Origin of the sequence: Pseudomonas sp. NY15356, assembly GCF_048068175.1 — a bacterium.
GTDB classification, from domain to species: domain Bacteria; phylum Pseudomonadota; class Gammaproteobacteria; order Pseudomonadales; family Pseudomonadaceae; genus Aquipseudomonas; species Aquipseudomonas putida_K.
The window spans coordinates 107913-122161 of sequence record NZ_JBLUPW010000010.1; the positions used below are offsets into that span (position 1 = coordinate 107913).

Sequence of the window (14249 nt, forward strand, 5' to 3'; positions counted from 1 at the left end):
CCGATGAAACCGTTCGCCCGCCAGGACGAGCCCAGCCAGGCGCAGCGCCTGTTCCACAGCCTGGTGCGCGAATGGTTGCTGGTCAGCCTGTTGCTGGTGCCGCTCACCGCACTGCTCTCGCTCGCCACCCACCTGTCGCTGAACAACCTGCTCTATGATCGCCTGCGCAGCCTCACACCGTTGGCGGTCGACCCCCGCATCCTCATCGTCAACATCGACGACCGCAGCCTGCAGAGCCTCGGCCGCTGGCCCTGGCCACGCAGCGTGCACGCCGAACTGCTGGACCGCCTGACCACCGCTGGTGCGCGCAGCGTGCTGTTCGATGTGATCTTCAGCGAACCTTCCAGCAACCCGGACGAGGACCGTCAACTGGCGCAATCGCTGTGCCGGGCAGGCAACGTGCTGCTGCCGCTGCTGCGCGAAAGCATCCCGCGTCATGGCGAGCCGCCGCGGGAAATACCGCCCACCCAGACACTGACGCAGTGCGCGGCGGGTATCGGTCATATCAATGTCGAAGCCGACAGCGATGGCACCCTGCGCAGCGTCTACCTGCGCGAAGGGCCGCTTGGGGCGCCGCGCCCCCTGCTCGCCTGGCAGGCCTTCGCCGGCAACCACGAAGCCGGCATGCCGGGGCTGGACACCATGCGCAACCTGCCCGGCTGGCAGCGCGACCACGCCATCCGTATTCCCTTCATCGACGCCGGCGCGGGCTTCCCCAGCGTGTCGTACGTCAGTGTGTTGCGCGGCGAGGTGCCCAACGAACTGCTGCGCGACCGCCTGGTGCTGATCGGTGCCTCCGCGCCGGGGCTCGGCGACCGCTACGTCACCCCGCTCTCAGCCAGCCTGGGCACCACGCCAGGCGTGGAGATCCAGGCGAACATCCTCAACGGCCTCCTGCAACAGCGCACCAGCATCGACCTGCCACCCTGGCTGGGCGCCCTGCTCAGCGCCGCTGGCGTCGCCCTGCTCCTGGGCCTGATGCTGTTCCGCTCGCGCCATGCGCTGGCCCTGGCCTTGGCCTGCGCGGCGCTCGCCCTGGGGGGCTCTTGGGCCTTGCTGCTCAATGGGTGGTGGTGGTCGCCGCTGGCCACCTTGGTCGGCCTGCTGCTGGCCTACCTGGTCTGGAGCTGGCGCCGGCTGAACGCAGTGGTCGCCTATTTCGGCTGGGAGCTGGCGCGCCTGGACCAAGAGCCCAAGGTACTTCCCGAGCGGGCCGCCCCGCCGATGCCGGGCAACGACCCGCTGCAAAACCGCATCGCCGCCTTGGAACAGGCGATCAGCCGCACCCGCGACGCCCGCCGGTTCATGGCCGACGGCCTGGAAGGCCTGCCGGTGGCGACGCTGATCTGCGACCCAGAAGGCCAGATCCTGCTGGCCAACCGCAAGGCGCGCGAGCTGTTCGGGCAGCCACTGCGCGGCGATGAACTGCGCGAACGCCTGGCCGATCTCGGCCACCCGAGCCTCGCGGGCGGTGCGCGCCCGGCCCTGGAAACCCTGGAAGCGGTCGAATTCCATGACCACCGCGAGCGCGACCTGCAGGTCCACCTGGCACGCCTGCTGCCGGTGCACAGCGAAACCGCCATTGGTTGGTTGGTCAGCCTGATCGACCTGAGCGCTGAACGTGACGCCGAACGCCAGCGCGCCGCCCTGCTGCGTTTTCTCTCCCATGACCTGCGCGCACCCCACTCGGCGATCCTCGCCCTGCTCGATGTCCATCCCGCCAGGGACCAGAACGAGCTGCAGGTCTACCGGCAGATCGCGCAGCAGGTCCAGCGTGCCTTGGGCTTGACCGACGCCTTCGTGCAACTGTCCAAGGCCGAGTCCGACGCCTACCACTTCGAACCGTGCATGTTCACCATGCTGGCGATGGATGCCACCGACCAGCTCTGGCCGCTGGCGCAGCACAAACACATCGACCTGCAGCGCGACTGGGACGATACACAGGAGCCGATGGTCTGGGCCGACCCCGGCCTGCTCACCCGGGCACTGTTCAACCTGCTGGAAAACGCCGTCAAATACAGCCCGGCAGGCACACGCATCACCCTGGCTATCCATTTGCAAGGTGACTGGCTGGCCTGCCGGATCACCGACCAGGGCAAAGGTATCGCGGCGCAGGAGCTGCCGCGCCTGTTCGCCCCCTACCAGCGCTTGACGTCAGCCGAGGGCAGCAACGGCCTCGGCTTGGGCCTGGCGATGGTGAAGACCGTGGTCGACCGCCATGGCGGCGAGATCGGCTGCCAGAGCCAGGTCGGCCAGGGCACGACGTTCGTCATTCGCCTGCCCCTGCTACAGGGTGAGCACTGAATCGCGACACCTGCGGACAAGGCCGTTCCGGCGCCTTGCAGCGCAAACCGCCGGTCACGCCGGCCTCAGGCCATGCTCGGCTTCTCGCTCGCCTCCAGAACCGGGCCCTCTACCCAGATCAGGTCGCCGATCTCATCGTTGTGCAGGATCACCACCTGCTGCGTCCTCAGGCGCTGGTAGGTTTCAGAGGTGACACGGAAGCTCTTCATCAGGGTCCGCTCGCCAACGTTCGACACGCGCGTGCGCCGGTCGAAGCGCCGAGCGCGTATTTCGTTGTATTTGGCCCAGGCGAACAGCGCCAACCCGATCAATACGGCGCACAGCGTATAGACCATCAGGGTGCCGAAGGTATGTACCATTTGTTCCGTCAGGTCCTGCTGCGCGCCACTGCGCGATGCTTCAACCATGGCCTTCAAGCCACGCACCAGCAGGTAGGTGAATGCCGCCCAGGCCGCCAGGGTGAGCAGCAGGTCGACCGCCCGGTGCAGCCAATGCTGCGAAGTCTTGATCAGCGTCATGCAGTAGGGTTCCTTTTGATTCCACGGTCCGGGCTGGTCCAGCGTGCGCGCTGCTGGCGCACCTTGAGCATGACCTTGGGGAAGCTGACCAAGGTGGTCATGAGGGTCACCAGCCAGAAGGCGAAGGGGTACCAGATGACCCAGAACAGGTTCCTACCCAGGCGTTTTTCGTAACGTCGCTCGATCAGCAGGCTCAAGGCGAACTGCAGCAGGCAGACCACCGCCAGCAGCATGCCGGTGAAGGCTGGCGGTACGATGCCGGCCACGCGCAATTCTGACGGCAGCTCGACCAGGTAGCCGACGCCCCACAGCAGGAGCGTCAGGGCGAAGGTGAAGGCCCAGGTCGCCGACAGGCAGAACTCGATCAGCAGCGGCCACATGTAGCGCAGGCGCCAGCGCCAGATCGTCCGGATGTTCTTGAGCAGCACCTCGGCACCGCCCTGGGCCCAGCGCAAACGCTGCTTCCACAGCCCACGCAGCGTCTCGGGCATGAGGATCCAGCACAGCGCACGCGGCTCGTAGAAGATCGACCAATGATCGAGCTGCATCTTCCAGCTGATGTCGATGTCCTCGGTGATCATGTCCGGGCTCCAGAAGCCGACCCGATCGAGCGCGCTACGGCGGAACGCCGCGACCACGCCGGAAACGGTGAAGACCCGGCCGTAGACGCGCTGGGTGCGCTTGATCAGCCCGATGATCGAGGAAAACTCGCCGACCTGGACGCGCCCGACCAACGTCGAGCGCGTGCGGATGCGGGGGTTGCCGGTGACCGCCCCGACACGCGGGTTGTCGATCAGCGGCGCCACCAGGTAGGAGACGGCGTCAGGGTCGAGCAGCGCATCGCCGTCGATGCACACCAGGTATTCGCTGTGCGCCGCCAAGGCGCCCATACGCAGCGCCACCGCCTTGCCCTGATTCTGCGCCAGGTGCAGCACCCGCAGGCGCGGATGCTGCGCGGCCAGGGCGTCGAGCACCTCGCGGGTGTCGTCCCTGGAGCCATCGTTGATGGCGATCACCTCTATATGTTCATAGCGCTGCGCCAAGGCCGCGCCGATGGTCTCCCGCGCGTTCGGGCCTTCGTTGTAGCAAGGGATGAGAATGCTCACCAGCGGGTTGCCACTGAGCGCAGGCACGCCCTGGCGCCACGGCCAATGGCGCTCCCAGTGCAGCCAGAAATAGGTGCCGCCGGCCATCCACAACGCCGACATGAACAGCGGGTAGAAAAATACGAAGTTAAGTAACAGTTCACCGGTGACGACCAGCGCCATTCCAACGGGGGCGCCCAGTATCACCACCAGGATCAGCAGGGCTACGATTCGATCGGTCATAGTTTCGGATACCAGGAAGAGGAGAAGGCAGCACGTGTGGTTTCAAGGCCGGGCTGGTCGTTGAAGAAGTCGTCCGGGTAGTAGCCGTAGTGGCGCACGCCGTTCCAGCGCAGGCGCTTCGCCCACTCGGCCAGTTGCCGTGCCTCGATCGGTGCCTCATGGCCCGGGCGCCAGTCACGCGCTTGCAGTTCGAATACACTGCGCTCCAGCGCTCCCGGGCGCTTGGCCACCTGCTGCACCAACCGGTCAAGCCAGGCGTTCGATGCTTCCAGCGTCTCCCCTTCCATCAGCGGCATGGCCATCGGCGCCGTCCAGTCGTAGGTGGCGAGGAAGTCGTCGAGGTTCTGCGCGAACCAGGTTTCGGCCTGCGGGTCGAGAATCGGCTGGGCGAAGATGTTGCGCGCCGTCAGCACCTGTGGCCCACGGATCGCCCGGACCTTGGCCGTCAGCTCGCGGGTCAGGTCGATCAGGTAGCGGCTCTTGTAGCGTGTCCAGCGCTGCAGGGTCTGTTCGTCGCCGCGCAATGCGTGCAGGTCGCCCGGCAGGCCGGCCTGGCGGTAGGCCGCCAGGGCGCCGGGGCTGGCGTCCTCGAAGTCCGACAACACTGCATCGTCATGGAACAGGAGGCCCTGGAAGCTGGCGTGCTTGGCCAGGTCTTCGTAGATCTCGCCGATCTGCTGGCGCACCCGCGGATCGAACGGCGACAAACGCCGGTATTGATCCGGGGCTACCGCCACGCTGCCGGTCTGCGGGTCCCAGGCCTGCACCCGCGGCAAGGCGTCGTCCAGTTCGAAAGCCAGGACCGGCATCCATGCATAGACGCTGGCACCTGCCCGGGTGCGCAGTTGCCAGGCGACACGGTTGAACAGGTCCGCACGCATCGGCAGGTGCCGGTTGGGGAAGTACAGAGCGTGGATGTTACCGTCGCCCTTCGGGTCGGCGAAGGCCTGCAGGAACACGGTGTTGACGCCCAGGTCAGCGATCCGCTGCACCAGTGTGCCGACATTGGCGTCGGTGCGCGCAGGGTCAGGGTCGTAGACATAGTCCAGGTCGACATGGGCAACGCGCAGCGGGCCTTGCTCCTGCACGCTGTTGATGTCGGCGGCGAAGGTGCGCATCTCCGGGTCGCCATTGACCAGGTAGCGCGGCACGCTCATCAGGTCGTCCACGCTACCAAGGCCGTCGTCGAGCGTCAGCGCCAGGCCATAGCCATGCTCGCCCACGATCTGCAGGGTAGTGCCGCCGGCGGCACCGTAGGGCCAGACCCACACGCGCGGGGCCTTGCCAGTGATGGCCTTGAGCGTGGCGCTGATGGCAGCGACGTCCGTGTCCAGGCGCTGGTGTAGCTCGGCGTCGGTCTCGTAGCGCTGCTCCTTGGCCAGGTACAGGCGGTTGGCCACCGCCGGAAGCGTATTGCCCTGGGGGTTGGCCAACAGGCCAAGGTGCGACGCGTAGGTGTGTGCGCCGATCTCCACCAGGTTCGACTGCGCCAGCTCACGCACCTGCTCCACCGTCAGGAAACGCTCGCGCGGGGTGGGCAAGCCGCCAAAGTCCACCGCCTGGTTCGGCGCAGTCTTGAGCCAGACACCCACCGGCGCCATGATCGCCGGCCATCCATAGGCCTTGAGTATCGGCAGCACGCGGCTATGGAAGCTGCTGTAGCCGTCATCGAAACTGAGCAACAGCGGCTTGTCCGGCAATGGCGCGCGGCCTTCACGAGCGGCGATGATCTGATCGACGGAGACGGCCTGGAAACCTTGCTCGCGCAGCCATGCCAACTGGTCGATCAGGTGAGCGGTACGGGTGGTGATGTAGGCCTGGTTGCTGTCGATGTCATCCACATCGTGGTAGGCCAGGGTCAACAGGCGACCGGACGGCCAAGGCGACTCGCTGATGGCCACCGGGCGCTCCTTGGGTGCAACGAAGGGCGGCGCTTCGGCGGCGCAGCCGGTCAACAGCGCGGCCAGGCAGAGAATGCGAAACAAGACATTCATGTCCAAAGATCCTCAGAAGCGGTAGTTGATGTCGAGCATCAGGCGGTAGTCCATTTCGCGATCGCCGTCGTAGGGGCGGCTCATGGCCGTGAGGTTCACGCCGCCATCGAAGCGGTCGTCGAACTTCAGGCGCTGCCCATAGCCGACCAGGGCAATCGGCTTGGTGCCATGCCCCTGCTGGCTGTAGGTGCCGACGCCGAACTGGGCCTGCTGGCTCCAGACGGTCTGGTAGTGCCGATAGAGGATGTGATCCAGATCCAGGGTCGGCAGCACGCTGAGGTCGCGCTTGGGGTTGTAGTACGGAACGTCGTCCGACTTGCTGTTGTGGCTGGCGCCCACTTCCAGGCCGATATCGGCTTTCAGATAGGGCTGGTTGTAGACCTGCTGCCGGCCGGTCAGTACCAGGGCTATGCGCTGGTTGCCGTCGCTGAAGCGCTGTGGGGTGAAGGCGAGCCTCGCCTCGCGGGTCTCATCCTGACGCCAGGCCAGCCAGGCACTGCCGGCGTTGGAGCGGATGCCACTGTTGAGCGCGCGCAAAGGGGTTTCGCGCGACAGGTATTCGGCACTCCAGCCGTACTGCCAGTGATCGTCGATCTCGTGGCTGCCGGAAAGGCGCGCGCCAGGCTTGTCGCCATCGCCATAGGCGTTGTGCGAGAGCTCGCCTTCGACCGTGTTGCCACGGTCACGCCACTCCAGCCCCGCGCGCTGGTAGCGGTAATGGCCGGTGCCCTCGAGAAAGTCACCGGTGGCGTAGCCGACACCAGCGAAGACGCGCCAGTTGTCGTCCATCGGTGGACTGTAGAGTACGCTGTCGATGCCGAAGTCGCGGTTGCCGACCGCGTCGCCGCCACCGTTGCTGCGCCCGGCATAGGCGCTCACCTGCAGCTCGAACATGTGGTGCACCTTGCGCAGCTTGTCCAGGCGCTGCGCTGGCAGTTGTTCGGGGAAACGCTGGATGACGTCATCGGCCAGCAGGTCGGCCTGTCGCCACTCCTGAAGCGCCAAGGCGGTAAGCCCCTGCTGCACCTCCAGCGCGGCTTCTCGCGGGCCGAGGGATTCGGCGCTCTTGAGCACATCCTCGGCCCGGCGCGGCCAACCACGCGCCAAGTAGACACTGGCCAGCCCGGTATTGAGCCTGCCATTCGCCGGCGCCGCATGGGCCAGCGCCTCGAACGCCTGCTGTGCCTGCTCCAGCTGGTCACGGTACAGGTAGGCATTGGCCTGCATCACCTTCGCGTCCAGGCGGTCCGGGTTGGGCACGCCGACGGCGGCGCCCTGCGGGTAGGTCAGCACCGGCTGCTGCGCGACCAACTGTTCGGTCATCGGCTGGATAGGCTCGAGCTGCTCGCTTTCCACCAGGGCATAGAACAACCCTTGGTTGTCTTCCGTCCATTCCAGGTCCTTCGGCGACTCGCCGGTCAGTACCTTGCGGTACAGCTCAGCCGCAGCGGCGGGCTGACGCAGGTACAGGTAGGCGCCGGCGACCCAGCGTTCGGCGTAGGCCGGCAGCTCGACCTGCGCCTGGCGCAGTTGCTGGTGTTCCTGCACCACCTGTTGCATCCGCATGCGTGCGTACAACGCGCCCAGGCGGTCGATGCGCACGCGGTTGCGCTCCTGCTCGGCGCCCGGCAGCGCCTTCCATGCTTCCAGCAATGCGTCCGAGCGCGCGATGGCGCGATCGGCGATCACGAACCGATCGGCCTCGCGACGTACCGGGAGCTGGGCAAAGCGCACCTGGCGCGCCAAGGCATCGGCTTGCAGGCGTCGGCTTTGGGCGTCGTCGACCAGCCCAGGCTGCGCCATGGCCTCGCGCAGCGCCGCCTCGGGCAGGTTGGCCCCCTCCAGGCCACGCATGTACTCACTGCGTACATACCCCTTGTCCGGGGCCAGGCTGTTCGCCTTGTCCAGCTCGGACAGCGCCGCATAGGGCTGGCCCGCACGGGTATGGGCGTAAGCCAGGGCAATGTGCGCGTCGGCCTCCCCAGGCAGCGCGCGCACCAGCGCCTGCGCGCGGCGCAGGGCCTGATCATGCTGCCCGGCATCGGCCAGGGTCATCACCTGCCCCACCCGCAAGGCACTGTGTCGTGGCGCCTGGGCCAATCCTTGGCGGTACACCGCCAAGGCCTCGTTCCAGCGTTTCAGGTTACGGTAGGCGCGGGCCACAAGGGCCTGCGAGTCGACGCTCAACATGCCCTTGCCCCGGTTGGCCTCGTAGACCTGCACCACTTCCTGATCGCGCCCGGCCCAGCTGGCGATGGCGACATGGTCATTGAGATAGCGCGGCGTCACCGGCTGGCGCGCCAGGTAATCCAGGGCCGGCGCATGATCGCCGGCCCGTGCTTTGATCACCAGGGCGTCATAGCCGTCCTGTGCCTGGGCCCAGGGGGTGCACAACAGCAACCCGGCGACCCAGGTAGCGCACGCACCACCTGAAAGGGCCCGGGAACGTGCCTGCCAGAAAGCCGGCACAGTTGGAACATCATCAAGGCTTCGCATAAGAAATGTTCGGGTCAACGTAAAGATGAAGACCCCTGCGGCAAGGCCGGCCGGGTCGGATATCAAGGCGTGAATCGCAGGCAAGCGCCGCCGTCGATCACGCGCGGGCGTGTCGGCGTGAACGCTGCCTTTGTTTCAGGGCTTGGTCTTCAGCTTGCCCATGCTGGCCGGCATCGGCCCGTCGACGGGCGCAACGCAGCGCCCGCACCGGTCAAGACACCAGGCGAACGTTGGTGGCAGCAGCGTCTTGCGCTGCGCGAGGCATACAAGGAGGGAGTTGCGATAGCAGCGACGGCGGCAAGGCCGCTCGATGTCGTGCCACCATGGCTTGATATCAGTCCAGTGGACACCGCAATGCGAGGAGTGGAGTTCGGCATACTGATAAATCCCTGTCAGTCAAATAAACGATCCTGTCGGCAGAAGCCGGGTGACTATACCTGCAAGGTCAATTTTCCGCCACAAAAACGAACAAATAATATACAACCAATGAAAAAGTCATTGTATTGACACTTCTTGTGTCCCTAGCACCTCCTGCCGGCGGTCTCGGCCTGACATGCATCCGCAGATAGCGGGTGTTTATTCGCGATTATTTCTCATTTACACTCAGCCTCCTCCCCCGAAGCCAAGCTCCTTTCCTGGGTGCATTCGTGTCGCTCGATCCCGCCAAACCAACGCTGTTGTCCACCCTGATACGCCACTACGACGAGCTCGTGGACCACGTTCGCCGTCGCTTCGGCGACCGAACCACGGCGCGCGACGTCGTGCATGATGTGTGCGTGCAATTGCTCGAGCGCAATGACAAGGAGGACGTACGCACGCCCCTTGCCCTGCTGCGAAAAATTTCCCACGATACAGCGATCAATCGCTATCGAAGCGAACGTCGCCGGGCCGTGTGGGTGGAGGCTGTTGCGGAACTTCCCGAGGTCGCCTGCACGGCCGCGACACCCGTGGGCCGCCATGAGGCTGAGCACGAGTTTCAACAGCTCGTCGACGCCATCGCCGCCCTTCCCCCGCGTTGCCAGGCCGTATTCGTCATGCACAAGATCCACGAAATCCCCCAGGCGGAAGTCGCCACCCGTCTTGGGATCTCCATCAAGACCGTCGAAAAGCACCTGCGCCTGGGGATGGCGGCCTGCAGGGCGCGGCTTGGCCGTGGCGAGGTTCGACCATGACCCACCCCCCTTCGCACAAGACCGGGCAAGCGCCTGTAGACGAGGCCCTTGGCCGTCATCGGGAAACGTTGAAAACCCTGTTTCCACTGCCGGCTTGCGAACCCAGGCGGCGAAGGTCGGCCAAGGTTGCCGGCATCGCCCTGTCGATCGTGATCGCCGGCGGGGCCCTGGCCTGGCTGGACCCAGCGTACAAGACCGAGCGCTTCGCTACCGCCATCGGCGAGCGACGCACCGTGGTCCTGGACGATGGCAGCACGCTGCTGCTCGACAGCGCCAGCGATGTCGAGGTGCGTTGGCGCATGCTCAGCCGCCAGGTGGACCTGCAGGCTGGCCAGGCGCTGTTCGACGTAGCTGCAGCCGTGTACCGCCCTTTCGTGGTATCAGCCGGTGCCACGCGGGTCGAAGTGCTCGGCACCTTGTTCAATGTCCGGCGCCTGGATAACGACAATGTGCGCGTGACCTTGGCCCGTGGACGCGTCGAAGTCGTGCCGGCAAACGCAGCGCAAGCTCCGGCTATCTTGATGCCGGGGCAACAGGTCGATTCGATCGCTGGGCAATTGACGCCGGTCGCCAAGGTCGATGCCGCCACCGCCATGGCCTGGAAGGATGACCGCATTGTGTTCGAGCAGACGCCCCTGGACGAGGCAATCGCGGTGTTGCGCCACTATCGCAAGGCGCCCATCGAGATGGGTGACCCAAGCCTGGCCGCGCTCAAGGTGACAGGCGTCTTCGACGCACACAAGGTCGATCGACTGCTCGACCTACTGCCGAGCATCCTCCCCGTTGCCGTCCTGCGCCAAACAGATGGCACCGTCCAGGTCCAACGCAAAACGACAAGAAAATAATTCTCAGAAGCAGGTAGGGTTTCGCGATTCCCGGGGCGGCTATTTGGAAAAAGCCAACCTACAAAGGAATTCCAGACGTGCATTCTTCTTTCAAGAATCGCTCCCTACGCCTGTCGTTGCTGGCCAGCAGCCTGCTCATCGCGATGTCGGCCCAGGGTCGGGAAAAGGTAGATGTGGACCTACCCGCCGCCCCGCTCGGCCAGGCCATCAACACCCTCGCCCACCAGTCCTCGGTGCAGATCATCTTTGCAGGCGACCTGGGTGCAGGCCGCCAGGCCCCTGCGATCAAAGGCCGGTTCACGCCGGAGGAAGCCCTGCAGAAGTTGCTTCAGGACAGCGGCCTGCAAGCGCAAGCCAAGGACGAACACACCTTCATCATCGTTCCGTCCAGCGCAGCCCAGGAGGCCGCCGCAGCCGCGCCAAGCCAACCTCTGGAAATGGCGCAAATGGAAATCACCGCCTCACGCACCAGCAGCGACCTGGTCTCGGCCACCCGCCAGTCCACTGTCATCGACCACGCCCAGTTGCAGGAGCTGCGCCAGGGTTCCGACAGCCTGGCCACGGTGCTGGCCAAGGTGGTCCCAGGCATGTCCGACTCCAGCCGCACCATCACCGAATACGGCCAGACCCTGCGCGGGCGCAGCATGCTGATCATGGTCGATGGCGTGCCACTCAATACCAACCGCGACTCCTCGCGCAACCTGGCCAATATCGACCCTGCCCTGATCGAGCGGGTCGAAGTCATTCGCGGCAGCAGCGCCATCTACGGCAGTGGCGCCACCGGCGGCATCATTTCCATCACCACCCGCCCCGCTGGCGGCGAGTTCCGGGCCGAAACCAGCTTGAGCGCCACCTCGCCCCTGACCCGCCTGGGCAGCGATGGGCTGGGCGGCCAGTTCCAGCAGTACGTTGCAGGCTCCCAGGGGGCAGTGGACTACGCGTTCGATTTCGGTACCCGCCACGTCGGCGCCTCGTACGATGCGAACGGCGACCGCATCGCGCCCGAACCCAGCCAGGGCGACCTGTTCGACTCGAACATTTACAACATAGGGGGCAAGCTCGGGCTGCACATCGACGAGGACCAACGGGTCCAGCTCGCAGTCAGCCACTACGACGCACGCCAGGACACCGACTACGCCACCGACCCGAGCGTTGCCAAGCTCCCGCCAGGTTCGGTCCCGGCCAATGCGATCAAAGGCCTGGACCTGGACGAGCAGAACCGCATTCGCAACACCTTGGTGAACCTTGAGTACGAGAACCTGGACATTCTCGGCAGCCGGCTCTCCGCCCAGCTGTACTACCGGGACTATTTCACCCGCTTCACCCCCTTCGACGCCCGCGCCGTCGCAACCCGTGGCGGCAATGTCGACCAGGTGATGCAGAACAGCGAAGTGTTCGGCAGCCGCCTGACCCTGCGCACCCCGCTTGGCGAGAGCGGCAACACCGAACTGGTGTGGGGCGGCGATTACAACCAGGAACGCAGCGACATGCCGCTGGACGTGTTCGACCCGGACGCCTACGACGCCAGTGGCGGCCTGGTGTTCGACAAGACCGGCAAGCTTACCTACATGCCGCCGCTCAAAACCCGAAGCGCTGGCGCGTTCGCCCAGCTGCAACACCGTTTCAACGAACATTGGTCGATCGACGGCGGCCTGCGCTACGAGTATTCCACGGCCAAGTTCGATGACTTCGTGCCATTGTCCGAATCCAAGGCGGCTTCGCCGGCCACGGTCAAGGGCGGCGACATCGACTACGATGCGCTGCTATCGAACATCGGCATCGTCTATTCGCCGGTCGCCGGCCAGGAGCTCTACGCCTCCTTCAGCCAGGGCTTCCAGTTGCCTGACATCGGTATCCAGCTGCGCAATGCGCGCCGTGGTTTCGACCTCGGCGCTTCGAACCTGGAGCCGGTCAAGACCAACAACTACGAGCTTGGCTGGCGCGGCGAGCTGGGCAGCAACACCCTGGGTACCCTGGCGCTGTTCTACACCACCTCCAAGCTGGGCGATGTACAAAGCTTCAACAACGGCCTGATTCTCACCCGGACCAAAGAGCGTGTGTACGGCGTCGAAGCCAGTGCAGACTGGCTCGCCGATGACGAAGTGTGGGGCGCAGGCGGTAGCGCGACCTGGATGCAAGGGCGCGAGAAGCCGGACGGCAAGGGCTGGCAGGACATGACCGGTTATCGCGTGCCGCCGTTGAAGCTGACCGCGTATATTCAGTACAAGCCGACCTTCGAATGGAACAACCGGCTCCAGGCCACGTTCTTCGATTCCAAGGACTATCGCCTCGATGGTGTCGACAGCTTCGGCCGCCACCAGGTCAGCACCTACACGACAGTGGACCTGGTAAGCCAGTATCGGCTAACCCCCGATGACCAGGTGAGCATCGGCATCCAGAACCTGTTCAATCGCGACTACTACCCGCTCTACAGCCAATTGCTGCGCAATAACAACAACACCAGCCACCTGCCGGCACCCGGGACCGTGCTGACGGCCAGCTATACGCACAACTGGTGATACCGTTCCGGCCGCCGGGCCCGTTGCGAACCCGGTGGCCGGCATCGAATACCAGGGTCGATGTCAGGCCCGCACGGCACCGGCGCTGGGCCGATACATCAGGTAGGCGTCCCCCGACACCCGAACCATCGGATGTGGCGCGATCCGGCAGGTCTTGACGATGCCGAAGCCCTTGCGTTCATAGAAGCGCCGTGCCCCGGTGTTCTCGGCATAGTCGATCAGGCTCAGGCCTTTGAGCCCCAGTTGGTCGGCACGTGCCTGGGCGAGTTCGAGAAAGCGCGCGCCCAGGCCCTGGTTACGCCAACCGTCATGCAGCGCCAAGCTGGAAATGTAAAGCGTGTCCGGTACTTCCATGTCGGCGTAGGGTGCCAGCACTGGGTCGGTCACAGGCTCGGCTTCCGGGTCGTGATACATCGCATAGCTGTGCATCATGCCGATCACCCGCCCTTGTGCTTCGGCGATCAGGCAGTTCTGGTACGAAAAATCCACATCGTCCCGGGCATAACGGATGGCACCGACATCCAGTAACGCCTGCCCTGGCTCGGCCAGCTGGCTCCAGATGTAATCGGCCACCCCTTCGGAAGTGATCTGGAACAGCCGAGCGATATCACGGGCATCCGAGCGGCGCGCCGGACGAAATTCAACGGTCATGGGTAGGGTTCCAAAAGGGATGGAAGCGTCCTTATAACGGTCTGATCAGGGCCATTTCAATCCGTTTGCCGGTTGCAACCCCAACACGTCGTCCCGAGGCACTGGCGTGACGTACCCAGGCAACGCAAGGCCTCTGCATCGCGATGCCCTGTGCCGTCGCAGCAAGAAAGAAACCTGCCCAGGTGTGCGCACAAGGGTGTGTTTTGATGCCGTCATTTTTCTAGCGAAAAAGGGCTTTTCTCACCACGTTTCCTAAGTATTCACGCTAAATCGCTGAACCACCGTGTCTCAGCCGTGAGCCTACCGCTCGCCAGGAAAGTCAAATTAACGTCATATTTGCTAAGCACTAAAAATTATTAGCAGATTTTTGACACTCACTCTATAGTCGCCGGGTTTCTGGCTGCACGTTGTTCTTTGGACCT

Annotated in this window: 10 protein-coding genes; 5 read left to right on the forward strand and 5 right to left on the reverse strand. The window is 64.7% G+C overall.

Annotated features, from left to right (window positions below):
- The first annotated feature begins 3 nt into the window (after positions 1-3).
- Complete coding sequence (locus ACNFCI_RS10805) at positions 4-2304, forward strand: CHASE2 domain-containing protein (protein WP_368828885.1); 2301 nt, start codon at positions 4-6, stop codon at positions 2302-2304.
- Positions 2305-2369: 65 nt separating this feature from the next.
- On the opposite strand, the gene pgaD is transcribed toward ACNFCI_RS10805, so the two are convergent.
- From pgaD to pgaA, 4 genes are read right to left on the reverse strand one after another with little or no spacing between them, the layout of a single operon-like run.
- Positions 2370-2822 (reverse strand): poly-beta-1,6-N-acetyl-D-glucosamine biosynthesis protein PgaD, encoded by a 453-nt coding sequence (gene pgaD / locus ACNFCI_RS10810; RefSeq protein WP_368828884.1) that lies wholly within the window; start codon positions 2820-2822, stop codon positions 2370-2372.
- Positions 2819-4150 carry a poly-beta-1,6-N-acetyl-D-glucosamine synthase gene (gene pgaC, locus ACNFCI_RS10815; protein ID WP_368828883.1) on the reverse strand — a complete coding sequence of 444 codons (1332 nt, stop codon included), beginning with the start codon at positions 4148-4150 and terminating at the stop codon, positions 2819-2821. The genes pgaD and pgaC overlap by 4 nt, the downstream gene beginning before the upstream one ends.
- The gene (gene pgaB, locus ACNFCI_RS10820) at positions 4147-6144 is read right to left on the reverse strand and encodes a poly-beta-1,6-N-acetyl-D-glucosamine N-deacetylase PgaB (RefSeq protein ID WP_368828882.1); all 1998 of its coding nucleotides are present in this window, start codon (positions 6142-6144) and stop codon (positions 4147-4149) included. The genes pgaC and pgaB overlap by 4 nt, the downstream gene beginning before the upstream one ends.
- A 12-nt stretch (positions 6145-6156) precedes the next feature.
- Positions 6157-8613, reverse strand: a complete 2457-nt coding sequence (gene pgaA / locus ACNFCI_RS10825; protein ID WP_368828881.1) for a poly-beta-1,6 N-acetyl-D-glucosamine export porin PgaA — start codon at positions 8611-8613, stop codon at positions 6157-6159.
- Positions 8614-8709: 96 nt separating this feature from the next.
- Between pgaA and ACNFCI_RS10830 the strand changes: the two genes are divergently transcribed.
- From ACNFCI_RS10830 to ACNFCI_RS10845, 4 genes are all read left to right on the forward strand, one after another.
- Positions 8710-9147: a hypothetical protein gene (locus ACNFCI_RS10830; protein ID WP_368828880.1), complete on the forward strand. Its 438-nt coding sequence runs from the start codon at positions 8710-8712 to the stop codon at positions 9145-9147.
- Positions 9148-9287: 140 nt separating this feature from the next.
- A complete protein-coding gene (locus ACNFCI_RS10835) occupies positions 9288-9812 on the forward strand; it encodes an RNA polymerase sigma factor (protein ID WP_084858093.1) in 525 nt (174 codons plus the stop codon).
- On the forward strand, positions 9809-10657 hold the full coding sequence (locus tag ACNFCI_RS10840) for a FecR family protein (RefSeq protein ID WP_084858061.1): 849 nt from the start codon (positions 9809-9811) through the stop codon (positions 10655-10657). The genes ACNFCI_RS10835 and ACNFCI_RS10840 overlap by 4 nt, the downstream gene beginning before the upstream one ends.
- A gap of 143 nt (positions 10658-10800) precedes the next feature.
- Positions 10801-13176, forward strand: coding sequence for a TonB-dependent siderophore receptor (locus tag ACNFCI_RS10845; protein WP_416767986.1), 2376 nt, complete (start codon positions 10801-10803; stop codon positions 13174-13176).
- A gap of 63 nt (positions 13177-13239) precedes the next feature.
- On the opposite strand, the gene ACNFCI_RS10850 is transcribed toward ACNFCI_RS10845, so the two are convergent.
- On the reverse strand, positions 13240-13827 hold the full coding sequence (locus tag ACNFCI_RS10850) for an N-acetyltransferase family protein (RefSeq protein ID WP_368828878.1): 588 nt from the start codon (positions 13825-13827) through the stop codon (positions 13240-13242).
- Positions 13828-14249 lie beyond the last annotated feature (422 nt).

Excerpts from the sequence above, each read along its gene's own strand:
- pgaB (WP_368828882.1), bottom strand. The coding sequence starts at position 6,144 with ATGAATGTCTTGTTTCGCATTCTCTGCCTGGCCGCGCTGTTGACCGGC.
- pgaD (WP_368828884.1), bottom strand. The coding sequence starts at position 2,822 with ATGACGCTGATCAAGACTTCGCAGCATTGGCTGCACCGGGCGGTCGAC.
- ACNFCI_RS10805 (WP_368828885.1), top strand. The coding sequence starts at position 4 with ATGAAACCGTTCGCCCGCCAGGACGAGCCCAGCCAGGCGCAGCGCCTG.
- pgaC (WP_368828883.1), bottom strand. The coding sequence starts at position 4,150 with ATGACCGATCGAATCGTAGCCCTGCTGATCCTGGTGGTGATACTGGGC.
- ACNFCI_RS10845 (WP_416767986.1), top strand. The coding sequence starts at position 10,801 with ATGTCGGCCCAGGGTCGGGAAAAGGTAGATGTGGACCTACCCGCCGCC.
- ACNFCI_RS10840 (WP_084858061.1), top strand. The coding sequence starts at position 9,809 with ATGACCCACCCCCCTTCGCACAAGACCGGGCAAGCGCCTGTAGACGAG.
- ACNFCI_RS10850 (WP_368828878.1), bottom strand. The coding sequence starts at position 13,827 with ATGACCGTTGAATTTCGTCCGGCGCGCCGCTCGGATGCCCGTGATATC.